This window comes from Gordonia sp. NPDC003424 (assembly GCF_053588655.1).
On sequence record NZ_JBSFQJ010000015.1, the window covers coordinates 59102 to 80987 of the forward strand.

Annotated in this window: 24 protein-coding genes; 18 read left to right on the forward strand and 6 right to left on the reverse strand. The window is 67.5% G+C overall.

What is annotated here, in order from left to right:
* The first annotated feature begins 3 nt into the window (after nt 1–3).
* From ACWDTI_RS19860 to tuf, 7 genes are all read left to right on the forward strand, one after another.
* A complete protein-coding gene (locus ACWDTI_RS19860; RefSeq protein WP_449739837.1) occupies nt 4–561 on the forward strand; it encodes a sigma-70 family RNA polymerase sigma factor in 558 nt (185 codons plus the stop codon).
* A 185-nt stretch (nt 562–746) separates the two neighbouring features.
* Entirely contained in the window at nt 747–1643 is an 897-nt protein-coding gene (locus ACWDTI_RS19865; RefSeq protein ID WP_449739838.1) for an exodeoxyribonuclease III, read from the forward strand.
* 322 nt (nt 1644–1965) lie between these two features.
* Nucleotides 1966–2595: a hypothetical protein gene (locus ACWDTI_RS19870; RefSeq protein ID WP_449739839.1), complete on the forward strand. Its 630-nt coding sequence runs from the start codon at nt 1966–1968 to the stop codon at nt 2593–2595.
* Nucleotides 2596–3073: 478 nt separating this feature from the next.
* Nucleotides 3074–3445 (forward strand): 30S ribosomal protein S12, encoded by a 372-nt coding sequence (gene rpsL / locus ACWDTI_RS19875; RefSeq protein WP_449739840.1) that lies wholly within the window; start codon nt 3074–3076, stop codon nt 3443–3445.
* A gap of 6 nt (nt 3446–3451) precedes the next feature.
* Nucleotides 3452–3922: a 30S ribosomal protein S7 gene (rpsG, locus tag ACWDTI_RS19880; protein ID WP_449739841.1), complete on the forward strand. Its 471-nt coding sequence runs from the start codon at nt 3452–3454 to the stop codon at nt 3920–3922.
* A gap of 82 nt (nt 3923–4004) precedes the next feature.
* Nucleotides 4005–6110 carry an elongation factor G gene (gene fusA, locus ACWDTI_RS19885; RefSeq protein WP_449739842.1) on the forward strand — a complete coding sequence of 702 codons (2106 nt, stop codon included), beginning with the start codon at nt 4005–4007 and terminating at the stop codon, nt 6108–6110.
* A gap of 125 nt (nt 6111–6235) precedes the next feature.
* Nucleotides 6236–7426 carry an elongation factor Tu gene (gene tuf / locus ACWDTI_RS19890; protein ID WP_449739843.1) on the forward strand — a complete coding sequence of 397 codons (1191 nt, stop codon included), beginning with the start codon at nt 6236–6238 and terminating at the stop codon, nt 7424–7426.
* 71 nt (nt 7427–7497) lie between these two features.
* Here tuf and ACWDTI_RS19895 read toward each other — a convergent pair whose 3' ends face one another.
* The 3 genes from ACWDTI_RS19895 to ACWDTI_RS19905 are packed head-to-tail and all read right to left on the reverse strand — an operon-like array spanning nt 7498 to nt 9433.
* The gene (locus tag ACWDTI_RS19895; RefSeq protein ID WP_449739844.1) at nt 7498–7683 is read right to left on the reverse strand and encodes a hypothetical protein; all 186 of its coding nucleotides are present in this window, start codon (nt 7681–7683) and stop codon (nt 7498–7500) included.
* On the reverse strand, nt 7680–8549 hold the full coding sequence (locus ACWDTI_RS19900) for a DUF692 domain-containing protein (RefSeq protein ID WP_449739845.1): 870 nt from the start codon (nt 8547–8549) through the stop codon (nt 7680–7682). The genes ACWDTI_RS19895 and ACWDTI_RS19900 overlap by 4 nt, the downstream gene beginning before the upstream one ends.
* Nucleotides 8549–9433, reverse strand: coding sequence for a TIGR04222 domain-containing membrane protein (locus ACWDTI_RS19905; protein ID WP_449739846.1), 885 nt, complete (start codon nt 9431–9433; stop codon nt 8549–8551). Before ACWDTI_RS19905 ends, ACWDTI_RS19900 begins: the two co-directional genes overlap by 1 nt.
* A gap of 182 nt (nt 9434–9615) precedes the next feature.
* Here ACWDTI_RS19905 and ACWDTI_RS19910 point away from each other — a divergent pair, with 182 nt between their 5' ends.
* The 3 genes from ACWDTI_RS19910 (at nt 9616) to ACWDTI_RS19920 (ending at nt 12150) form a co-directional block, all read left to right on the forward strand.
* Nucleotides 9616–10275 carry a hypothetical protein gene (locus ACWDTI_RS19910; protein WP_449739847.1) on the forward strand — a complete coding sequence of 220 codons (660 nt, stop codon included), beginning with the start codon at nt 9616–9618 and terminating at the stop codon, nt 10273–10275.
* 144 nt (nt 10276–10419) lie between these two features.
* Entirely contained in the window at nt 10420–11361 is a 942-nt protein-coding gene (locus ACWDTI_RS19915; RefSeq protein WP_449739908.1) for an alpha/beta hydrolase, read from the forward strand.
* Between the two features lie 24 nt (nt 11362–11385).
* Nucleotides 11386–12150, forward strand: a complete 765-nt coding sequence (locus ACWDTI_RS19920; RefSeq protein ID WP_449739848.1) for an alpha/beta fold hydrolase — start codon at nt 11386–11388, stop codon at nt 12148–12150.
* Between the two features lie 34 nt (nt 12151–12184).
* Here the strand turns inward: ACWDTI_RS19920 and ACWDTI_RS19925 are convergent, their stop codons facing one another.
* Entirely contained in the window at nt 12185–13105 is a 921-nt protein-coding gene (locus tag ACWDTI_RS19925; RefSeq protein WP_449739849.1) for an oxygenase MpaB family protein, read from the reverse strand.
* Nucleotides 13106–13179: 74 nt separating this feature from the next.
* Between ACWDTI_RS19925 and ACWDTI_RS19930 the strand changes: the two genes are divergently transcribed.
* The 4 genes from ACWDTI_RS19930 (at nt 13180) to ACWDTI_RS19945 (ending at nt 17147) form a co-directional block, all read left to right on the forward strand.
* Nucleotides 13180–14184, forward strand: a complete 1005-nt coding sequence (locus ACWDTI_RS19930; protein ID WP_449739850.1) for an o-succinylbenzoate synthase — start codon at nt 13180–13182, stop codon at nt 14182–14184.
* Between the two features lie 69 nt (nt 14185–14253).
* A complete protein-coding gene (locus tag ACWDTI_RS19935; protein WP_449739851.1) occupies nt 14254–15591 on the forward strand; it encodes a cytochrome P450 in 1338 nt (445 codons plus the stop codon).
* On the forward strand, nt 15588–16196 hold the full coding sequence (locus ACWDTI_RS19940) for a TetR/AcrR family transcriptional regulator (protein ID WP_449739852.1): 609 nt from the start codon (nt 15588–15590) through the stop codon (nt 16194–16196). Before ACWDTI_RS19935 ends, ACWDTI_RS19940 begins: the two co-directional genes overlap by 4 nt.
* A 63-nt stretch (nt 16197–16259) precedes the next feature.
* A complete protein-coding gene (locus ACWDTI_RS19945) occupies nt 16260–17147 on the forward strand; it encodes an SDR family oxidoreductase (RefSeq protein WP_449739853.1) in 888 nt (295 codons plus the stop codon).
* Between the two features lie 3 nt (nt 17148–17150).
* On the opposite strand, the gene ACWDTI_RS19950 is transcribed toward ACWDTI_RS19945, so the two are convergent.
* Both ACWDTI_RS19950 and ACWDTI_RS19955 read right to left on the reverse strand, forming a co-directional pair.
* The gene (locus ACWDTI_RS19950) at nt 17151–18035 is read right to left on the reverse strand and encodes a universal stress protein (RefSeq protein ID WP_449739854.1); all 885 of its coding nucleotides are present in this window, start codon (nt 18033–18035) and stop codon (nt 17151–17153) included.
* The gene (locus tag ACWDTI_RS19955; RefSeq protein WP_449739855.1) at nt 18032–19489 is read right to left on the reverse strand and encodes an amino acid permease; all 1458 of its coding nucleotides are present in this window, start codon (nt 19487–19489) and stop codon (nt 18032–18034) included. The genes ACWDTI_RS19950 and ACWDTI_RS19955 overlap by 4 nt, the downstream gene beginning before the upstream one ends.
* A gap of 164 nt (nt 19490–19653) precedes the next feature.
* Between ACWDTI_RS19955 and ACWDTI_RS19960 the strand changes: the two genes are divergently transcribed.
* From ACWDTI_RS19960 to ACWDTI_RS19975, 4 genes are read left to right on the forward strand one after another with little or no spacing between them, the layout of a single operon-like run.
* Nucleotides 19654–20214, forward strand: a complete 561-nt coding sequence (locus ACWDTI_RS19960) for a hypothetical protein (protein ID WP_449739856.1) — start codon at nt 19654–19656, stop codon at nt 20212–20214.
* Complete coding sequence (locus tag ACWDTI_RS19965; protein WP_449739857.1) at nt 20211–20702, forward strand: hypothetical protein; 492 nt, start codon at nt 20211–20213, stop codon at nt 20700–20702. Before ACWDTI_RS19960 ends, ACWDTI_RS19965 begins: the two co-directional genes overlap by 4 nt.
* Nucleotides 20699–21328, forward strand: coding sequence for a hypothetical protein (locus ACWDTI_RS19970; protein ID WP_449739858.1), 630 nt, complete (start codon nt 20699–20701; stop codon nt 21326–21328). Before ACWDTI_RS19965 ends, ACWDTI_RS19970 begins: the two co-directional genes overlap by 4 nt.
* Nucleotides 21325–21885 (forward strand): hypothetical protein, encoded by a 561-nt coding sequence (locus ACWDTI_RS19975; RefSeq protein WP_449739859.1) that lies wholly within the window; start codon nt 21325–21327, stop codon nt 21883–21885. The genes ACWDTI_RS19970 and ACWDTI_RS19975 overlap by 4 nt, the downstream gene beginning before the upstream one ends.
* Nucleotide 21886 lies beyond the last annotated feature (1 nt).

A 21886-nucleotide genomic window follows, 5' to 3' on the forward strand; every position in this document is an offset into this window, starting at 1 on the left:
CGCATGACGGCGCGCCGGGGGGACGACGAGGTGACCGACCTGGCCATCGCCGCCGCCCGTGGTGACGACCGCGCCCTCGAGCAGTTCATCCGGCACACCCGCGACGACGTCTGGCGGCTGGTCGGCTATCTGGGCGACCGGCGCAACGCCGACGACCTCACGCAGGAGACCTACCTGCGGGCGATCCGTGCGCTGCCGCGATTCTCGGGCCGTGCACCCGCCCGGGTCTGGCTGATCTCCATCGCCCGGCGCGTGGTGGTCGATCAGGTGCGGCACGAGATGTCGCGCCCGCGGATGGACCTCTACGAGACGGCGGACACCATTGCCACCATCGCGCCCCGGACCGAACGCCACGACGGGCGCGTCGAGGTGCAGATGCTCATCGACGCGCTGGATCCGGACCGCCGCGAAGCGCTGGTGCTGACCCAGATCCTCGGCGTCAGCTACGCCGACGCGGCAGCCGTCTGCGGCTGTCCGGTCGGCACCATCCGATCGCGGGTGGCACGTGCCCGCGACGATCTCCAGGCCGCGATGCGGGCCGACGGGCGTCGGTCGGGCTGACCTCGGCGCGTTCTCAGGCGTCGACGGCAGGGCCGATGCCCGCCAATGCCGTCGGACAGCACGGTGGAACAGCTCAAGTCGTTCACCACGGAGAACGTCGGGTCCGCGACTCGTCGGAGCGGTTCCGGCAGCAGCGCCGACAGGCCCGGCAGGGCGACGGTGAGGCGCTCGCTACCGTTGAACTCATGCGCGTCGCGACGTGGAACGTCAACTCGGTCAAACAACGCATCCCCCGGCTGCTGCCATGGCTCGACCAGCGTCAGCCCGACGTGGTGTGCCTGCAGGAGACCAAACTCTCCGACGATGCCTTCGAGGCCGAACTCGGTGCGGAACTCACCGAGCGCGGCTACGCGATCGCCCATGTCGGACAAGGACAATGGAACGGCGTCGCCATCCTGTCGAAGGTCGGACTCGACGACGTTCGTCGCGGATTCGACGACGTCCCGGGGTACCCCGAACCCGATTCCCCGGCCGAGGCGCGGGCGGTCTCCGCACTGTGCGGCGGTGTCCGGATCTATTCGCTCTACGTGCCCAACGGCCGCGAACCGGACTCCGACCACTACCGCTACAAGCTGGATTGGCTTGCGCGACTGCGGGACACGGTGGCCGGCGGCAGCGGGCAGGACAGCGCGTCGAACACCATGCTGTGCGGCGACATGAACATCGCGCCCACCGATGCCGATGTCTTCGACCCGGCCGCCTACGTCGGGCACACCCATGTCACCGAACCCGAGCGTGCGGCATTGGGCGCCTTCGAGGTGCTGGGCCTGCACGACGTGGTCCGCGACCGCTGGCCGGACCAGCGTGTGTTCAGCTATTGGGACTACCGTGCCGGAATGTTCCACAAGGACCTCGGCATGCGCATCGACCTGATCCTGGCCGGCGCCGACGTGGCGGGCCGCAGCGCGGCCGCGTGGGTGGACCGCCAGGCGCGCAAGGGGACCAAACCGAGCGACCACGCACCGGTCATCGTCGACCTCGACGACGCGCCGGACGGCGACATCGGACCCGTGGTGCCCCCGCCGTCGAATCCCGCGAAGCGTGGGGCCAAGACGGTGAAGTTGCCGCAGTCGGCGGAGTGAGTGGGCGCGTTCTATCGCGATATCGCGATATCGGAGAGGGGTGCCGGTGGCTGACATAGTGGTCCGTGGTCTGACGGCCACGCGGAGAAACCGGGGCTCACAATCCTCGCGGTCGACAAGGACTTCTCCCTGATCGCCGGCGTGACGGGGCGTTTAGAGCAGTCGACCGTCGGCACCGGACGGTCCGGGTGCTGACCTTCCCCGGTCGGGACGACGACCCTTTCGACGACCTGAATGACGGCTTTGTCGGAGTGCGACGATAGTCTCCCTCCGTCTCATGGCGATGTGCCATGAGGCGTCAGTTTCTACGAGGTTGGGGTCAATGACACATATTCGACGTGTTCTCTTGGCGATCGCGGGGCTCACCGCGTTCGCCCTCGTCCTTCCGTTCGCGAACGCGCAGGCGGCGCCGGGCGCGACGGCCACGCCGTTCGTGACCGCCGGGTTCTCCGGCGATCATCAGAGCGTCGTCGCAAAGCTGCGCGACGGACTGTTCGTGGCCAATGCTGCCGGCACCGAACTGCAGGTTGTCAACAAGAACGGCGCCGTGGTCGACGCGATGCCGTTGGTTGGCACGATGGACGGATTCCGCGTGCCGTTGCGGTTCTCGGTCAGCGCGGATCGCTCGACCGCCACGTTCACGCCCATCGTCAGCCCCGAGTACCGGGCGGTGCTCGACCGGGCGGCGACCGACGCGGCCAAGAAGCAGCAGGCGAAGCCTGCGCCGAAGCGCATCACCAAGGCGCAGCGCTACGACATGATGTGGAACGAACTCAACAAGGGGTGGACCGGAAACACTCCGGTGTCGACACTGATCGGTGGCCTGATCGGGTTCATCGTGTACGGCTGGATCGGTGCCGGAATCGGTGCCGCCATCGGCGCTTACCTCGGCTACCAGACCTCCAACCCGAAGGCTTGGCCGTCGGTCGTCGCCTGGTGGAACACGCCGTAGTCGAACCCCGCAGTCGATAAATGGTTCTTCCCCCGGACATCCGTTGTTCCCACCCTTGCAGGAGGGGAACGAACGAACTTCCGGGGGAAGAACTGTTCCGGGGCCGGTTCACCACCCGTTCATCCTTCGTCGACCTGGCGAATCCGTTTTTTGACCTGTGCAAACTCGGTCGGTAGAGTGGTTCGGCGGTGCCCGGCACAAGTCGGGCCAGTCTGCATGCCCTCGACGAGATTTCACCGGGGTTCTCGCGGACTGACAGGCGATACCGCAGTCGAGTGTATGACACGCCCGACCTCGGGGTAGCAATAAATGTACTGACCAGCGCAAATGCGCTGGTGGGGCGAGTTGCGGAAGCACTGGCAGGCGTCGCGAGACCCTGGGGTGATTGCCCGGAGCACCAACCGCAACGACAACCGAAGACAGTCGTCAGCGTCGAACAGGCGCCGACGACGCTGCCAACAGAAGGAAGTAGCACCTAGTGCCAACCATCAATCAGCTGGTCCGCAAGGGCCGCCAGGACAAGCCCGCGAAGAAGAAGACCGCGGCGCTCAAGGGGAGCCCGCAGCGTCGTGGCGTGTGCACCCGCGTCTACACCACCACCCCCAAGAAGCCGAACTCCGCGCTGCGTAAGGTCGCCCGTGTGCGCCTGACCAGCACCGTCGAGGTCACCGCCTACATCCCCGGTGAAGGTCACAACCTTCAGGAGCACTCGATGGTGCTCGTCCGCGGTGGTCGTGTGAAGGACCTCCCGGGTGTTCGCTACCGCATCGTGCGCGGCTCGCTCGACACCCAGGGTGTCAAGGACCGCAAGCAGGCCCGCAGCCGCTACGGCGCCAAGAAGGGGAACTGATAAGTCATGCCACGTAAAGGACCCGCTCCCAAGCGCCCGCTGATCAACGACCCGGTCTACGGATCGCCGCTCGTGACCCAGCTCGTCAACAAGATCCTGCTCGACGGCAAGAAGTCGACCGCCGAGCGCATCGTCTACGGCGCGCTCGAACAGGCTCGTGAGAAGACCGGCACCGATCCGGTCATCACCCTCAAACGCGCACTCGACAACGTCAAGCCGACCCTCGAGGTGAAGAGCCGCCGCGTCGGTGGCGCCACCTACCAGGTGCCGGTCGAGGTCAAGCCGGGCCGCGCCAACACCCTCGCGCTGCGCTGGCTGGTGACCTTCAGCCGTCAGCGTCGTGAGAAGACCATGGTCGAGCGCCTGGCCAACGAGCTGCTCGACGCCTCCAACGGCCTCGGTGCGTCGGTGAAGCGCCGCGAGGACACCCACAAGATGGCCGAGGCCAACCGGGCGTTCGCGCACTACCGCTGGTGACCCGTCGCCTCGTGCGATCCCTCGTTCGGATCGCACGAGGCAGACAACCCTAAGTCAATAGCTATTCCCGAAGGGAACCCACGTGGCACAGGAAGTGCTCAGCGACCTGAACAAGGTCCGCAACATCGGCATCATGGCCCACATCGATGCCGGTAAGACCACCGCGACCGAGCGAATCCTCTACTACACCGGTGTCAACTACAAGATCGGTGAAACCCACGACGGTGCTTCGACCACCGACTGGATGGAGCAGGAGAAGGAGCGGGGTATCACCATCACCTCCGCTGCGGTCACCTGTTTCTGGAACAAGAACCAGATCAACATCATCGACACTCCGGGCCACGTCGACTTCACCGTCGAGGTGGAGCGCAGCCTGCGCGTGCTCGATGGTGCGGTCGCCGTGTTCGACGGCAAGGAAGGTGTCGAGCCGCAGTCCGAGCAGGTCTGGCGGCAGGCCGAGAAGTACGACGTCCCGCGTATCTGCTTCGTCAACAAGATGGACAAGCTCGGTGCGGACTTCTTCTTCACCGTGCGCACCATCGAGGAGCGCCTCGGCGCCAAGCCGCTGGTGCTGCAGCTGCCGATCGGTGCCGAGGACAACTTCGACGGCGTCGTCGACCTGATCGGCCAGAAGGCCATCACCTGGCGCGGCACCGTCGAGATCGGCGCCGAGCCGACCGTCGAGGAGATCCCCGCCGACCTGGCCGACCAGGCTGCGGAGTACCGCGAGAAGCTGCTCGAGACGGTCGCCGAGACCGACGAGGCGCTGCTCGAGAAGTACTTCGGCGGCGAGGAGCTCACCGAGGACGAGATCAAGGGCGCCATCCGCAAGCTCACGATCGCTCGCGAGTACTACCCGGTGATCTGTGGCTCGGCGTTCAAGAACAAGGGTGTCCAGCCGATGCTGGACGCGGTCATCGACTACCTGCCGTCCCCGCTGGACGTGCCGAGCGTCGAGGGCCACGCGGTCGGCAACGAGGAGGAGATCCTCTCCCGTAAGCCGAGCGCCGACGAGCCGTTCTCGGCTCTCGCGTTCAAGATCGCGGCGCACCCGTTCTTCGGCAAGCTGACCTTCGTGCGCGTGTACTCGGGCCACATCGGTTCGGGCACCCAGGTGCTCAACGCCACCAAGGGCAAGAAGGAACGCATCGGCAAGCTCTTCCAGATGCATGCCAACAAGGAGAACCCCGTCGACGAGGCCTGGGCCGGCCACATCTACGCGATGATCGGCCTGAAGGACACCACCACCGGTGACACCCTGTGCGATCCGAGCGCGCCCATCGTGCTGGAGTCGATGAGCTTCCCGGACCCGGTCATCAACGTCTCGATCGAGCCGAAGACCAAGTCCGACCAGGAGAAGCTCGGCACCGCGATCCAGAAGCTCGCCGAAGAGGATCCGACCTTCTCGGTGAAGCTCGACGAGGAGACCGGCCAGACCGTCATCGGCGGCATGGGCGAGCTGCACCTCGACATCCTGGTCGACCGGATGAAGCGGGAATTCAAGGTCGAGGCCAACGTGGGCAAGCCCCAGGTGGCCTACCGCGAGACCATCCGCCGCCCGGTCGAGAAGCACGAGTACACCCACAAGAAGCAGACCGGTGGCTCCGGCCAGTTCGCGAAGGTCATCATCAAACTCGAGCCCCTGGTGGACGCCGAGGACGGTGCGACCTACGAGTTCGAGAACGCCGTGACCGGTGGTCGTGTCCCGCGTGAGTACATCCCGTCGGTGGATGCCGGTGCGCAGGACGCGATGCAGTACGGTGTGCTCGCCGGTTATCCGCTGGTCAACTTGAAGGTCACCCTGCTCGACGGTCAGTACCACGACGTCGACTCGTCGGAAATGGCCTTCAAGATCGCCGGTTCGCAGGCTCTCAAAGAGGCTGCGAAGATGGCGTCCCCGGTGATCCTGGAGCCGATCATGGCCGTCGAGGTCACGACTCCGGAGGATTACATGGGTGATGTGATCGGCGACCTGAACTCCCGCCGTGGCCAGATCCAGGCCATGGAGGAGCGCAGTGGTGCCCGTGTCGTCAAGGCGCAGGTTCCGCTGTCGGAGATGTTCGGCTACATCGGAGACCTTCGGTCGAAGACCCAGGGCCGGGCAAACTACTCCATGGTGTTCGACTCGTACGCGGAAGTTCCGTCGAACGTGTCGAAGGAGATCATCGCGAAGGCCACCGGCGAGTAGTTCGCTACTCCGCCAAGGGCTTTGGCGACGCGCCGGCCACCCAAGCGGGCGCAACAACGTAAGTAGTTTCAACAAACCCCTGCCGGGATCCACCCGGCAGAGCAACAGTCCAGGAGGACAATCAAGTGGCGAAGGCGAAGTTCGAGCGGACCAAGCCGCACGTGAACATCGGCACCATCGGTCACGTCGACCACGGCAAGACCACGCTGACCGCGGCCATCACCAAGGTGCTGCACGACAAGTACCCGGATCTCAACAAGAGCTTCGCGTTCGATCAGATCGACAAGGCTCCTGAAGAGAAGGCTCGTGGTATCACGATCAACATCTCGCACGTGGAGTACGAGACCGAGAAGCGTCACTACGCACACGTTGACGCCCCCGGTCACGCCGACTACATCAAGAACATGATCACCGGTGCGGCCCAGATGGACGGCGCGATCCTCGTGGTCGCCGCCACCGACGGCCCGATGCCGCAGACCCGCGAGCACGTGCTGCTGGCCCGCCAGGTCGGTGTGCCCTACATCCTGGTCGCCCTGAACAAGGCCGACATGGTCGACGACGAAGAGATCATCGAACTCGTCGAGATGGAGGTCCGCGAACTGCTGGCCGCCCAGGAGTTCGACGAGGAAGCCCCGGTCGTCAAGGTCTCGGCGCTCAAGGCACTCGAGGGTGACCCGGAGTGGACCAAGTCGATCGAGGAGCTCATGGCTGCCGTCGACGAGTCGATCCCGGACCCGGTCCGCGAGACCGACAAGCCGTTCCTGATGCCCGTCGAGGATGTCTTCACCATCACCGGCCGCGGCACCGTGGTCACCGGTCGTGTGGAGCGCGGCGAGGTCAACGTGAACGAGGAAGTCGAGATCGTCGGCATCCGCGAGAAGTCGCAGAAGACCACCGTCACCGGTATCGAGATGTTCCACAAGCTCCTCGATTCGGCGCAGGCGGGCGACAACGCCGGTCTGCTGCTCCGCGGCCTCAAGCGTGAGGACGTCGAGCGCGGTCAGGTCATCGTGAAGCCGGGCACCACCACTCCGCACACGGAGTTCGAGGGCCAGGCCTACATCCTGAGCAAGGACGAGGGCGGGCGTCACACCCCGTTCTTCAACAACTACCGTCCGCAGTTCTACTTCCGTACCACCGACGTGACCGGCGTCGTGACCCTCCCCGAGGGCACCGAGATGGTCATGCCGGGCGACAACACCGAGATGAGCGTCAAGCTCATCCAGCCGGTCGCCATGGACGAGGGCCTGCGCTTCGCCATCCGCGAGGGTGGCCGCACCGTCGGTGCGGGTCGAGTCACCAAGATCGTCAAGTGATTTCACTGACCTTCTGACTCAGGAGAGTTCAGCCGAAGACGCCCAACCACGAAAGTGGTTGGGCGTCTTTGTCATTTCCGTCCCCAGCGCCGCCGCCCCGGTTTCGGGGTGTCGCCGTTGCGCTGGTCGGCGCGCTTGTGGCGCAACACCTTCGCGGCGGCCGCGAGTGCGGCCTCGTCGAAGCCTGGTGGGGGTTCGCCGCCGTCGACGAGCGCGCGGACGAGCTCGGCCTGCCGTCGTGCGAGGTCGTCGCTCATGTCACCCACCACCGGCTGCCCGAGGTGATCCGGTCCATGCATGCCGCGTCGGCGATCGCGTCGAGCTCGACGAGCAGCTCACGGGCGGGGGGATAGTTGCCGTCGCGCTCGAGCATGAAGGCCTGTGCCGCACCGGTTTCGGCGATCTGCGCGACGAGATCGAGGACCTCGGGCGGGACGGGGTCGGTGTGCGTGTCGTGATACCTGCCGCCGATGGTGCGGCCGCCGGCGACGTGGCAGTACGCAATGCGCTCGGTCGGCAGCCGCGCGAGGTCCCGTGCCGGGTCGGTGCCCCTGTTCTGTGCGCAGGCATAGACATTGGCGACGTCGACGAGCAGACGCACGTCGGTCCGCTCGACCAGTTCCGCAAGGAATTCGCCCTCGGTGTAATCGTTGTCGGGCCACTCGAACAGGGCGGCGATATTCTCCACCGCCAGCGGCACCGGCAGGCCGTCCTGCGTGCGACGGATGTTGGCGGTGACGACGTCGAGCGCCTCGCGTGACCTCGGTATCGGCAGCAGGTGCCCGGCCTCGACGCCGCCGGCCCGGACGAAGGCGATGTGCTCGCTCACCAACGGCGCGCCGAGTTGCTCGGCGCAGTAGGCGAGCAACGAGATGCGTTCGGGCGCCACGGGTTCGGCACCGCCCAGCGACAGCCCGATCCCGTGGGGGATGACGGGGACACCCAACGCCTGCAGACGCTCGACCGGATAACCGGGTACCGACTCGGCGATCACCTCGCAGAACCCGAGCCCGGGCAGGTCGGCGACGACCCCGGCGATCTCCGGCCGCCAGCCGATGCCGATCCCGGCCGGCCAGGTGTGTTCGGGAGGGATCGGGTGGTGCGCAGCCGTCGACGCGAACATCAATGACCACCCCCGCAGCCGCCGCCCCCGCAGCCGTGGCCGCAGCCGTGGCCGCCGGAAGAACCGGTCGCGGAACCATAGCCGCCGCCACCCGAGCCGCCGCTGCCCAGATGACCCGTCGCCGCAAAGCCGTTCGCCAGCCCGGGATCGAATTGATGGAGCAGCGCCAACCCGAAGAGGGCGGTACCGACGGCGGCCGCCTGGTTGCCGTAGGTGCGCATCGAGGGGTGCAGCGATGGGTTGAGGTGGCCGTACTCGGTGCGGGCCTGTCGGACCGCACGATCGCCCCGCAGTGTCCGCCGCGGCTGGAAGATGCAGACTCCGGCGAGAACGGTGACCTGCACGACGAGCAGCGTGATCAGCAGACCGATGGGTTCGGCGATCACCGTTCCGGCGTCGGTGCATGCGAAGGTCAGCAGGATGACCAGGCCCATCGGCCAGATCAAGCGCCGGCGTAACGGTGGCAGCAGAAGGCCGCGATCGGTCAGGTTCCGGCGCAGCTTCGCGATGGCACCGCCGTCGTTGTAGATCAGGAGTCGGGGTGCCACCCCCGAGTTCCTCAGCCGGTAGAAAAGCGCGCGGGACAGCGGATCGAGTTCGGCGATCGCGGGAGCGTCGGTCGGGCGATTGCGTGCCCGCCCGCGCGCCGTGATCAGCTCCGCGTTGCGGAGATTCACCATGACGGCCAGCAGCGCGTGACGATCGGAGTGCAGCAGCCCGAGCTCGATGGGCGACAGCTCGTCGAGGGGATCGTCGTTGCGCAGGCGGCGTGCCCGGCGCATCACCAATGCCGTCCAGGCCAGCGCGGCCAACGTCAGACAGCCGAGGGCGACGGGAAGGACCAGTCCGGCAGCAGCCCACAGGTGCGTAGAGTCGTCGTCCACCAAGCCACCCCCATCCTTCGATGCGGTGATCGGGAACCCGCCCCGCGGGTTGCCGGGTGAGATAAGTATCTGCCCAGATCAGCACGTGTCAACCGCTTTGCACGGGTGCGGGCGTTCGTTGTCGGCGACGTCATCTCGCCGACCTATGTTCATGTCGGAAATGTCTGATCTAGTCTCGGTCCATGACGCCTGACGACGTACCCGATCTCTCCTGGATGCCCTGGGTGACGGCCGGGATCGCGGTCGTCTTCGTGGTGATCGCCCTTGTCATCACCGTGGTCGTGCTGCGGTTTGTGCGGTCGAGCATGCGGTCGACGGTGAATCCGTTGGTGAACTCGGCGATGAGTTCGATGGCGGGCACGGCTTTCCCGGGGCAGCAGCCCTCCGGACTGCGGTCCACCGGGCGGATGGCGCTGGCCGACATCCTGTCACTGACCCAAACCGGGACCATGGTCAATTACCACCCGATGATGGTCATCGGTCTGCACGTCCACGGTGCCGGGATGACGCCCTTCGACGTCGAACACAGGACAGCGGTGCCGGTGTCGCGGCAACCACTCCTGCATCATCGGCGGGTGGCGGTCGTCGCCGATCCCGGCTCGCATGAGGTGGACATCGACTGGCAGGCGACCGCCGCGATCGTCGGGTCGGTCCCGATGCGGATCTCGTCGCAGACCGGCGAGACCTACGACCTCACCGGACAGGCCGAGCCCATCCTGGAGATCTTCGAGATCCTGCGGCGCAACGGCATATCCACGCAGGGTGCCATCGACCTCCGGTCCGAACCCCGGGTGCGGGACGAGGTGGCGGCGGTTGCGCGGAGGTTCGCACAACAGCAGTAACGTGAGACACTCTGATCACTTCTGTCCCATTGGTAACAGCGCGGTCTCAAGCTCGGTGAGGTGTGGTCACATCTGTAGCACCGCGCATCGGAGTCGAATTACCGTTCGACAGTGCAGCTGTCCGTGAAGTGGCGCCCGTCGGTGATGCGCCGTCGTCGTCGTGTGCTCGCCCTGTTCCTTGCCGTCGTCGCGGTCGCCTGTCTGGGCACGGTCAGCTCGGGGACCGCGAACGCGGCCAGTTTCGGACGCTTCTACGTCGGCGGTTGCGGCATGCCGGCGACGCCGGTGGACATGTGGACGCGTTGGGGCAATTACAAGACGGTGATCGCGCTCGACGGCCTGCGCGCGACGAGCGACATGAGCGGGTGGCGCCATGAGACGCGCATTCAGGCGCTCGCCAACCGCGGCATCAACATCGTCGAGCCGGCCGGGGGACTGGCCAGCTTCTACACCGACTGGAACGCGGCGAGTCCGGGCAACAAGATCAAGTACCGGTATCGCTGGACCTGCCGGCTCACCAGCATCATCCGGGCGCTCGACGCACGCGGCCTCGCCGTCGGGCGGACCGGCAAGTACGCGTTGATGGGGGTGTCGATGAGCGGCAGCTCCGCCCTCATCTACGGCGCCTACCACCGCAAACGCATCTCGCACGTCTTCTCCATGTCCGGGTTCCTCACCCTGTCGGCGCCCGGGATGCGCGAGGCCGTCCGAGTGGCGCTGCTCGACGCCGGACTCGAGGCCGGCGTAGGGCCGTTCAATGCCGATGCGATGTGGGGGCCACCGTGGGACGTCCGGTGGATCAACAACGATCCGGTGCTGCAGATCCCGCGGATGCGGGGGATGCACATCCGGGTCGCGGCGGCGTCGGGGTTGTGGGGCAGGTACAACACCGACGCGGTCGGATCGGCCAAGGGCTCGCCACTCGAGGTGACGACGCTCGCCCAGACCAGGGCATTCGAACTGGCCGCCGACCTCCAGGGCGTGCGCATCTCGACCGACTACCCGCCGCTCGGCACCCACCAGTGGGGCTACTGGCAGGACATGGTCTGGCGTGCCACCACCTCCGGGTGGTTCCGGGACCGGTGACCGGTCGCGACTACCGTGGTGCCCATGCGTGTGCTGCAGCGACCGACCGAATCCGGTGACCTGCGTCTGGCCGTCCGGATCTCCGGCGAGGTCGGCGACGGTGTGCGGGTCGTGCCGGTCGTGCTTGTCCACGGGATGGCTGGCGACCACAGCACGTGGCGGTCCTTCGCCGGTGAACTCCGGCGCACGGGTCGCCCGGTGATCTCCGTCGACCTGCGGGGGCACGGCCGGAGCGCGCACGCACCGAGTTACCTGCTCGACGAGTTCCGCGACGACCTGCGGTTCGTCCTCGACCACCTCGAGGTGGCCCGCGCCGACGTCGTCGCGCATTCGCTCGGCGCGCAGTCGGCGCTGCGACTGGCGATGGCCCATCCGGACCGTGTGCGCCGCCTCGTCCTCGAGGAGATCCCGCCGATGCCGCGCGACCAGGCCGATGTCGACGAGGGCATCGCGGTCGGCGCGACGCTGGGGGAGCGCCTGCGGGGTCTGGGATCGGTGCTGGTCAATCCGGCGCCGGTGCTGCGGTTCGACCGCGCCGTCGCGACGCAGGTGAGTCCTCAGTTCGCGGTGGCCGAACCACGGTGGTGGACCGACCTCGGCGCGGTCGCCGCACCGACCCTCGTCATCTCCGGCGGACCTCGCAGTTTCCTTCCGCCGCATCACCTTCAGACGCTCAGCGAGACGCTTGCCGACGGCCGGTTCTCGGTGATCGACGCCGGGCACAGCGTGCACCGGGATCGTCGCGGGGAGTTCAACCGTGTGGCGGGTGGATTCGTCGGCTCCGCATGACCGAGAACCGACGATCTCCTCGGCGGATCGTCGATCAGGCCGGTTTGTTGTGCAGCGGACGGGGGTCGATGCCGATCTCGCGCCAGGCGTCGTAGGCCCACGGGACGTAGAGCCAGCGCAGCGGCAGTCGGTTGAACACCGGGTTCAGCGCCCGCATGGTCTTTGCGAACCGTTGGAAGCGCTTCTCGCGCTTGGCATCCCATTCCAGATCGCAGACCTCACGCATCTGCTGCGGCAGCGTTCCGACGATGACGGTGCGGATGAAGGCGTTCAGCGGCGCGGACACCGCCGCCCACACCGGCGCCGGAACCCGTTGCGGGCGAGGCAATCCCTGGCGGATGTAGCCGGTCGCGTAGACGATCGTCTTGTGCGGCACGAACCGGTCGAGCATGTCGTCCCAGTAGGCGACGAACTCCTCGTAGGTCTGCGGCTGTCGGCGGTCGCTGACCCCGTAGAGGCTGTACCAGATCTTGCTCTCCTCGAAGATCTGCACCTTCTCCGCATGGCTGAGGCGCCGGATGAACGTGTCGGTGATGTAGAGGACCTGATCCACGAATGTGGCATGCGCCCAATAGAAGAGCTCGGGATTGAGCGCGTGGTAACGCGAGCCGTCGCTGATCGTGCCCTTGATGTCACGGTGGAAATCGCGGACCGTGCGGCCCCATTTCTGCGGCTCGGTGCTGTACACGGTCTTCATCACCGGCGGTCCGGTGCGCCGGGCGCGGCCGAGGAAGTCGTCGAAGATGATCGAGTGGTCGAGCACGGCCTGGCCGAGCTGCTCGATGCAGTTCTCGGTGCCGGCGAGCCGCTGAAAACCCAGGACGCCGCGGGAGTCGCCGTAGAACTTCCAGATCAGCGAGTCGGCGCCGAGCCGTGGCGACGCCCCCGACACATCGTCGACGATCATCGGTTCGGCCTCGCGGATGCTCGCCTCGAAGTCCTGGTTGACTGACATACGACGCAGCGTAACCGACATTGGAACGGATGTGAAGGTTTGTTCCAACGCGCCGCGAGGAAGAGGGTGATCAGATGGCGCCACCGTCCGCGGCGGACCTGCTGGCCGAGTGCCGCATCGTGCGTCTGCCGATGCGCACCCGATTCCGCGGGATCACCGCCCGCGAGACGATGATCTTCCGGGGCCCGGCCGGGTGGGGCGAGTTCGGGCCCTTCGTGGAATACGGCGACGCCGAGGCGTCCGCGTGGCTGGCCGCCGGGATCGAGGCGGCCTACCTGGGACCTCCGGCACCGCAACGGGATTCGATAGAGGTCAATGCCACCGTGCCCGCCGTCCCGGCCGCCGAGGTGGCCGGCATTCTCGCCCGCTACCCGGGTGTCACGACCGCCAAGGTGAAGGTCGCCGAACCCGGTCAGACCCTCGACGACGACGTCGCGCGGGTGGCCGCCGTGCGCGAGGCCGTCGAGAAGGTGCGCATCGACGCGAACACCAATTGGTCGGTGCCCGAGGCGATCACCGCGATCCGGGCGATCGGCGACGTCGAGTACGCCGAACAGCCATGTGCGACAGTCGACGAACTCGCCGAGGTGCGTCGTGCCGTGGACGTGCCGATCGCCGCCGACGAATCCATCCGCAAGGCGTCCGATCCGATTCGGGTGGTCGCCGCCGATGCGGCCGACATCGCGATCGTCAAGGTTGCGCCGCTCGGTGGCATGCGCACCCTGCTGGCGCTGTCCGAGGAGATCGGCCTGCCGGTGGTGGTGTCGTCGGCGTTGGACTCGGCGGTCGGGATGGCGGCCGGCGTCGCGGCCGCCGCGGCGCTTCCCCGCCTGGAGCACGCATGCGGGCTGGGGACCGGCTCGCTGTTCGTCGACGATGTCGCCGAACCATTCGTGCCCGACAGGGGACGGGTCGCCGCCCGTTGGTTCGGTCCGGATGCGGCGGTCGACCCGCCGCCGCACGTCGTGGTCGACGGTCCCCGCGCCGACTGGTGGCGCGAGCGGCTGCGCCGATGTCACGACATGCTGACCTCACCCGAACCCGGTACTAGAAACATTCTGTGGAATCTGTTCCAATAGATTCCGGCAGCGACGTCGGTCACACCGTCGCCCGCCGGGAGAACCGATGGTTGTGGTGAGGAGTAGTCCATGAGTTCCGTGCTCGCCGAGGCCCCTGCCGGCAGCGGACTGATCGCAGTGCCCTGCGTCGAACGCAACGGCATCCTCGAGATGATGGCGATGCGCCGCGACCCCTACCTGTACGGGGAGGAACGTCGGAACCGCTACGGCGATGTCTCGTCGATGAACGCCTTCGGCACACAGTTCGTCACCTTCGCGGGGGCCGCGGCCGCCGACGAGATCCTGATGAACCGCGACAAGGCCTTCGCCAACGGACCCGCCTGGAGCTACCTGATCGGACCGTTCTTCAACCGCGGCATCATGCTCCTCGACTTCGACGAGCACCGTCATCACCGGCACATCATGCAGCAGGCGTTCACGCCGTCGGCGCTCAAGGGCTACATGCAGGAGATGCAGCCGATCATCGCCGAGCGCATGCAGCACTTTCCCACGGGCCACGTCAAGCTCTTCGAGGAGTTCAAGGCGCTCACCCTCGACGTGGCCCTCGAGGTGTTCCTCGGCGTCGAACTCCCGCACGACGAGGCGGACAAGCTCAACGAGGCGTTCATCGAGACCGTGCGCGCCGGTGTCGCCTACGTGCGCAAACCCGTGCCCGGTGGCCGGTGGTGGAAAGGCCTGCGCTCCCGGAAGGTGCTCGAGGAGTTCTTCTACGCCAACATCGCCGCCAAGCGGGCGGCCGAAACCCCGGACCTCTTTTCGGTGCTCTGTCATGCCGAGAGCGACGAGGGCCACCGATTCACCGACGCCGACGTCGTCAACCACATGATCTTCGTGCTGATGGCCGCCCACGACACGTCGACCATCACGATGACCCAGATGGCCTACCGGATGGCGAAATCGCCGGAGTGGCAACAGAAGGCCCGCGACGAGGCGATGGAACTCAACGCCGAACTCGGCTACGACGACCTCGCGAGATGCACCGTTCTCGACCTCGTGATGAAGGAGTCGCTGCGGATGTGCCCGCCGGTGCCGGGGCAGCCGCGGGTCGCCGTCAAGGACACCTCGGTGCAGGGGTACTACGTGCCCGAGGGCACGTTCGTGACGATTCCGCAGCTCACCAACCATCGCGACCCGAAGTACTGGACCAACCCCGACATCTTCGATCCGGAACGGTTCTCGCCGGAACGGGCGGAGGACAAGGGACATCGACTGGCCTGGATGCCGTTCGGCGGCGGGGTGCACAAGTGCATCGGGTTGTACTTTGGCCAGATGGAGATCAAGACGATCATGCATCACCTCCTGCGAGGTTACGAGTGGTCGGTGCCCGCGGGCTACGAGATCCCGATGGACTACAGCGCGTTGCCGGTACCCAAGGACAAACTGCCCGTCACGGTGACCCGGCGATGACACCCGCATCGTCGACCAGGCCACGCCGCAAGACCCGCAACACCGCGAGCCCCGAGGACCAGGAACAGGCGATCCTCGCCGCGGCTGCAGCCGAGTTCACCGCCGTCGGGGTGCGCCGCGCGAACGTCGACGAGGTGGCCGCCCGCGCGGGGGTCAGTCGCAGCACGCTCTACCGTCGCTTCCCCAACAAGGAGGCGCTGCTCCTCGCCGTCGCCAACGACCTGTACGAAAAGGGCATGCGTCGGCTGGAAGAGGCGGTGGTCGGGCTCGGGCCGCGCGAGGCCGTCATCGAGGCGTTCGCCGCCGGTGCCACCATGATCACCGACGACCCGTTGATGCATCGACTCGTGCTCACCGACGCGGAGATGAAGGACATCACGTCGGCGGTGACCTCGTTGTTCATCGACATGGTCACCGACCGGGTGGCGGCCACCCTGCGCGCGGCCGGCGCCGAGATGCCCGACGTCGAACTGACCCATGCGGTGGAACTGCATGTGCGGCTGGTCATCTCGTTCCTCGAGTTCCCGGCGTCGGAGCCCGAACGGCAAACCGCCGAGGCCGTCCGCGATCTGGCCGCCACCTACCTGGCCCCGATGATCTGGTGACGACCCGTATCCCACCGTCCGAATCGATCACCCGTCTCACCCTGTCGTACAAGGAGTTTCGTCATGTCCATGCTGAGCCGTCCGAGCCGTCCGAGCCGTCCGAGCCGTCTGAGTCGCCGACCCGATCGTGACGAGGTCCGCGCCGCCCTGGCAGGCAAGGTCGTCGCCATCACCGGCGGTGCCCGCGGCATCGGATTCCAGACGGCGACAGATCTTTTCGATGCCGGCGCACAGGTAGCGCTCGGCGACGTCGACGGTGAGGCGGTGGGCAAGGCGGCCGCCGACCTCGGAGTGGACGGCTTCACCGTCGACGTCACCGACCGCCGGTCCTTCGAGGAGTTCCTCGACGCGGTGGAGGCCACCGTCGGACCGATCGACGTGCTCATCAACAACGCCGGCATCATGCCGGTCGGTGACTTCCTCGACTTCGATCCCGGAATGATCCGCCGCACCCTCGACATCGACCTCTACGGCGTGATGATCGGCAGCCAGCTCGCCGCCCGCCGCATGGTGACGCGCGGGGCCGGCCAGATCGTCAACATCGCATCGATCGCGGGCCGACTGCCCACCCCCGGGATGGCGGTCTACAACGGCGCCAAGGCGGGGGTCATCGAGTTCTCCGAGGCGCTCGACGCGGAGCTGTACGGCAGCGGCGTGCGCGTGAGCACCGTCCTGCCCACCTTCACCCGCACCGCGCTCATCGACGGTCTGAAGACCAACTCGCTGGTGCGGGCGATCGGACCCGACGAGGTGTCGGCCGAGGTGCTGGGGATCATCGCCCGCCCGCGCGTCCGGGTCACCGCGCCCCGGTCGATGGGGTGGGTGCACGCCAACGCGCTGTTCGGTCAGCGGATGAAGCGGGCGTCGCGGCGAATGACGAAGCTGGACACCATGTTCCTCGACGTCGACACCGACCGTCGCGCGGCGTACAGCAAACGCATCGGCAGCTGAGCCTCAGCGGGGCAGCACGACCACCGGTACCGCGGAGTGCCGGATGATCTTCGCCGCGCGCGAGCCGATGAACACCTGCGCGAGACGGCCCTCGCGGGCGCTGCCGATGAACAGCACCTCACCGTCGAGCCAGTCGACGGCGTCCACGGCCTGTCGCCAGCCGCGCCCCGCCGCCACCACGCATTCGGTCCCGGCGGCCAGCACACCCGATTCGATCAGATGCCGCTGCGCCTCGGCGGCCTGGTCGCACCACTGATCGAGCACCTGGTCCTCGGTGCGCAGCCCGACGAGTGGTGGGTACATGGCACCGCCGCGCACCGCGAAGGTGACCGCCCGGATCGGTGCGTCCATCCGGTCGGCCAGCGCGCGGGCGCGCGCGATCACCGCCCGGTCCACCTCGTCGTCGCCGGCGCTGGCCACGCTGATGCGGGTGAGCTGGCCGTGCTTGGGCGACCGGTAGCCGCGTGGGCTGAGTGCCACCGGCACGGTCGACCGATGGAGCAGCGAGTTGCCGGTCGAACCGAGCACGATCTGGCCGACCTGGCCGTCACCGGTGGAGCTGATCACCAGCCCTTCGGCGTCGATCTCGCCGGCGTACTCGAGCAATGCCGACGACGCGGTGCGGTGGTCGAGACGGTGGAAGCGCCATTTCAGTTCCGGCGGGTAGATGTTCATGTACTCGGCGACCTCGGCCTGCGCCGTCTCGACCACCTGATCGGTCCAGGCCGCGAATTCGGCGTCGACCTTGCCCATCGAGGGGGTCGTCCAGGGCTTCGGGACGACCGTGGCGACGACGAGATCGGTGTGCAGGGATTCGGCGAACATGGCGCCGAGTTGGACGCCCCCGGTTCCGCCTTCCCCCTGGACGTAACCGACGAGGACGGTCACTGCGCGCCGCCGGCCGGCGTCCGGGGTGATTCGGTCATGCTCTGGTTGAGCTTGCTGTGCCGTCGGCCCCAGAGGAGGTAGAACACGAGGGCGACCGCCACCCACAGTCCGAAGAACAGGAAGGTGATCGGGGCGAGTCCGCTCAGAATCCACACGCAGGCGGCCACCGACAACACGGGGGTCACCGGATAGCCCGGCACCTTGAAGGGCCGCGGCAGCCCGGGCATGGTCCGGCGCAGGATGATCACGCCGATGGACACCACGATGAAGGCGGCCAGCGTGCCCACGGAGACCAGGTCCCACAGCTTGTCGATGGGGACGAAACCACCGAGGAGCGCGATCACGGCGCACACCACGACGGTGTTGTTCACCGGCACCATCGTCTTCTGACTGACCTTGGAGAAGGCCGAGGGCAGAAGTCCGTCCCGTCCCATTGCGAACAGGATGCGGGTCTGGCCGTAGATGACCACCAGGGTCACCGAGAAGATGGAGATCACCGCGCCGAGCGCGATGATGTTGCCCACCCATGTCGATCCGGTGACGCTGTTGGCGAGCTTCGACAGACTCGCCTCGTCGTCGGGATTGAACTCGGTCCACGCCTGCGCGCCGATGGAGGCGACCGCGGTGATCAGGTAGATGCTGGTCACGACGATCAGCGCACCGATGATCGCGCGCGGCATGGCGCGCTGCGGATTCTTGACCTCGTCGCCGGCGGTGGACACCGCGTCGAGGCCGATGAAGGTGAAGAAGATGACCGCGGCGGCCGACGTGACCCCGGACATGCCCTCGGGCATGAACGGGGAGAAGTGGCTCGACGTGAACGCGGTGAGGCAGACGGCCGCGAACAGCAGCAGCACCCCGAGCTTGATCAGCACCATGACGGTGTTGACCAGCGCCGATTCGCTGGCACCACGGACGAGGAGCAGCCCGCACAGGATGACCAGGATGACAGACGGCAGGTTGATGATGCCGGGATCCTCGACTCCCCAGGGCGCCGCGGTGAGTGCATGCGGGATCGTCCAGCCGAACACGTTGTTGAGCAGCTCGTTGAGGTACTGGCCCCAGCCGATCGAGGTGGCGGCGGCCGAGACCCCGTACTCGAGCATGAGGCAGGCGCCGATGCCCACCGCGACGATCTCACCCAGCGTCGCGTACGCGTACGAATAGCTCGACCCGGACACGGGGACCGCGGACGCCATCTCCGCGTAGCAGATCGCCGCCAGACCGGCCGCCACGCCGGCGATGACGAACGAGAGCAGCACGGCCGGCCCGGCCTTGCTGATCGCCTCGGGAACGACGATGAAGATACCGGTACCGACCGTGGCGCCGACCCCGAACAGCGTCAGCTGGAAGGTGCCGATGCTGCGTTTCAGGTGAGGCTCGCCGGCCACCTCGCGCTGCTCGATCGGTTTGCGCCGCAAAAGCGTGCCGGCCAGGGACGATTGCTGCGTCATGGGCGCCTCCTCATCGCGTGTAAAGATTGTGCGCCGTCGATGATCGATGCGCAGGACAACTGCGCATCTCGGACATCGGGACGAGGCGCCGGGTCGGCTCGTGAGCGGCGCCACACGAGTCCGTAGGGTGGAGATCCGGGTGGGGGAGTGAATCCGGAGGGGCGATGGGCGCTGATCGTCGGTTGGACGACGAGCGGGCCGCGCGTGCCGCAGTGGTCTCGGCGCGCGACGACCTGGAGGCTGCGGAGATCGACGCCGGTCTGCGCGCGGCGCCACGTGCCTGGCTGCCGATGACCGTGCCGGCGATCGTCGCGGTGGCAGCCGCGGTCACGACGACCGTCCTCTGGGCGCGGGCCGAGCCCCAATACACCGACGCCGACTATCAGCGGGCCGCGTCGCAGCGGGTGACATTGCTGCTCAGCCCGGACTTCCGGCGACCCGATCAGGCCCGTCGCATCCTCGACGGGGCGACCGGCGAGTTCGCCGACCAGTTCGCGCAGTCGGCCGACAGCTACACCGGCTACGTCACGAAGCAGGGCGCGATCGCCCGGGGGGTGGTGGACGGCACCGGCGTGTCGGCACGGTCGGGTGACGACGCCGTCGTGCTGGTGGCCGCGACCGCCGAGTTCGCCACGCCGCCGGCGGTCCGGCGGTTCCGGCTGCGGGTGCTGGTCAGCCCCGACGACGGGACCCTCAAACTCTCGGCGGTGCAGTACCTTCCATGAGATCTCGCATTCTGTCGGTGCGGTCGGGCACCCTTCTGGTGTGCTCCGGGCTTGTCGCGGTGGTGCTGCTGGCGGGCGCGCTCGTCTGGTTGCTGCGCGCGAATGCCGCCGCCGCCGACGATGCGCGGGCCCGCCACGAGCTGCGGGAGTCGGCCGGCACTGTTGTCGCCCACGTGTTCTCGGTCGGCCAGGACACCTGGCAGGCCGACCGCGCCCGCGCCCGGGGGCTGGTCGGCGGGCGGTTCGCCGAGAACCATGCGACCGAACTGACCCGGCCGCCGGCGGACGGGGTGCGCAGGGTGCTCTGGCGGCCCGATGTCGTCGGGGTGATCGACGCCGACGCCGCTCACGGTGACGTCGTCATCCGGGCCACCGTCACCACGACCCCGGCGTCCGGGCCGGACGTCGTCGAAAAGCGTTCGGTCACTGCGCAATTCGAGCGTGTCGGGGAGCGCTGGGTACTCGGTGACCTGGAGGTGCTGCAGTGAGCGGCGTCGAGTCCACCGACGCCGCGGAGCGGGTGGAGCGGGCACGGGATCGGGTGGACGATGCCACGCGGCGCCTGCGCACCGCCCGGATCGCGGCCGCCGAACCGCTGCGTGCCCGGGCGCGGCGGCGCTCGACGATCGTCCGTGTGGTGTCGGCTGTGCTGGCAGGCGTCGCGGTGGTGCTGACGGGGTTCGTCGTCGTCGCCGCACTGCGCCACCACACGGCCGGCGTCCGGGCCGACGCCCGCGCCGACGTGCTGGCCGCTGCCGACACGGCGGTGACCACACTGCTGACCGCCGATCCGCACAATCCGGAGAACTATGTGCGCCGCGCGATGGCGGTCACCACCGGCGCACAGCAGCATCGGCTGTCGGCGTCGTGGTTGCCGATCGCCGACGCCATCCGGGAACAGGAAACACCATCGACGGGACAGGTGCTGGCCGCCGGGCTCGTCACCGACCCGCCGTCCGACGACGTCGGCGCGATCTCGAAGGTCCTGCTGGTCGCCGATGCCACCAACCCGGAGTTGCTCGGCGGCGGCGCCGACGCCGGCCGGATCACCGTCGAGGTCACGATGACCCGCACGGACCAGGGATGGCGCATGTCGCAGGCGGGACTCGCATGACCGGCAACCCGGCTCGGCGCCGGTCGCGAACCCTCACCCCCCGGACACGTCGTCGGTGGACGGCCGCGGCGGCCGCGGTCACGCTGGTGGCGGTGCTCGTCACGGTGGTGGCGGTGCTGGGTATCCGCCGGGCCCAACCGATTCCCGACGATGCCGAGCGCCGTGCGGTGCTGACCGCGACGAGTGACGCGGTGACCGCGCTGATGACCTTCTCGCCCGGCGACGACGCCGCAGCGCGCACGGCGGTGGCCGCGCATCTCACCGGTCCGCTACTGCTGCGGTACCGCACCGAGGGCCCCGATGTCGTCCTGCCGGCCGCTGTCGAGACCGGTGCGAGCATGACGGTGCAGATGCAGGGCGTCGGGGTCCACGCCTTCGGCGGCGATCGGGCCGAGGTGCTGGTTTTCGCCGATCAGAACATCAGCATCCCGGGGGTGGCGGGGACCGGTTCCGGTGGAGCCAACCGCACACCTATCGCGCGATGGGCACGCATGCGTAATGTCGATGGGAATTGGCGTCTGGCCGCACTCGGTGCCGTCGGCGACGTCACGCGATAGG

What these genes read in the sequence shown, in the direction of transcription:
- ACWDTI_RS19930 (WP_449739850.1), top strand. Translation starts at nt 13,180, where the DNA reads ATGGCGCCACCGTCCGCGGCGGACCTGCTGGCCGAGTGCCGCATCGTG.
- ACWDTI_RS19900 (WP_449739845.1), bottom strand. Translation starts at nt 8,549, where the DNA reads ATGTTCGCGTCGACGGCTGCGCACCACCCGATCCCTCCCGAACACACC.
- ACWDTI_RS19965 (WP_449739857.1), top strand. Translation starts at nt 20,211, where the DNA reads ATGAGATCTCGCATTCTGTCGGTGCGGTCGGGCACCCTTCTGGTGTGC.
- ACWDTI_RS19870 (WP_449739839.1), top strand. Translation starts at nt 1,966, where the DNA reads ATGACACATATTCGACGTGTTCTCTTGGCGATCGCGGGGCTCACCGCG.
- ACWDTI_RS19945 (WP_449739853.1), top strand. Translation starts at nt 16,260, where the DNA reads ATGTCCATGCTGAGCCGTCCGAGCCGTCCGAGCCGTCCGAGCCGTCTG.
- ACWDTI_RS19910 (WP_449739847.1), top strand. Translation starts at nt 9,616, where the DNA reads ATGACGCCTGACGACGTACCCGATCTCTCCTGGATGCCCTGGGTGACG.
- ACWDTI_RS19940 (WP_449739852.1), top strand. Translation starts at nt 15,588, where the DNA reads ATGACACCCGCATCGTCGACCAGGCCACGCCGCAAGACCCGCAACACC.
- ACWDTI_RS19935 (WP_449739851.1), top strand. Translation starts at nt 14,254, where the DNA reads ATGAGTTCCGTGCTCGCCGAGGCCCCTGCCGGCAGCGGACTGATCGCA.
- ACWDTI_RS19895 (WP_449739844.1), bottom strand. Translation starts at nt 7,683, where the DNA reads ATGAGCGACGACCTCGCACGACGGCAGGCCGAGCTCGTCCGCGCGCTC.
- rpsG (WP_449739841.1), top strand. Translation starts at nt 3,452, where the DNA reads ATGCCACGTAAAGGACCCGCTCCCAAGCGCCCGCTGATCAACGACCCG.
- ACWDTI_RS19960 (WP_449739856.1), top strand. Translation starts at nt 19,654, where the DNA reads ATGGGCGCTGATCGTCGGTTGGACGACGAGCGGGCCGCGCGTGCCGCA.
- ACWDTI_RS19915 (WP_449739908.1), top strand. Translation starts at nt 10,420, where the DNA reads ATGCGCCGTCGTCGTCGTGTGCTCGCCCTGTTCCTTGCCGTCGTCGCG.
- ACWDTI_RS19955 (WP_449739855.1), bottom strand. Translation starts at nt 19,489, where the DNA reads ATGACGCAGCAATCGTCCCTGGCCGGCACGCTTTTGCGGCGCAAACCG.
- ACWDTI_RS19925 (WP_449739849.1), bottom strand. Translation starts at nt 13,105, where the DNA reads ATGTCAGTCAACCAGGACTTCGAGGCGAGCATCCGCGAGGCCGAACCG.
- ACWDTI_RS19975 (WP_449739859.1), top strand. Translation starts at nt 21,325, where the DNA reads ATGACCGGCAACCCGGCTCGGCGCCGGTCGCGAACCCTCACCCCCCGG.
- ACWDTI_RS19865 (WP_449739838.1), top strand. Translation starts at nt 747, where the DNA reads ATGCGCGTCGCGACGTGGAACGTCAACTCGGTCAAACAACGCATCCCC.
- ACWDTI_RS19860 (WP_449739837.1), top strand. Translation starts at nt 4, where the DNA reads ATGACGGCGCGCCGGGGGGACGACGAGGTGACCGACCTGGCCATCGCC.
- ACWDTI_RS19920 (WP_449739848.1), top strand. Translation starts at nt 11,386, where the DNA reads ATGCGTGTGCTGCAGCGACCGACCGAATCCGGTGACCTGCGTCTGGCC.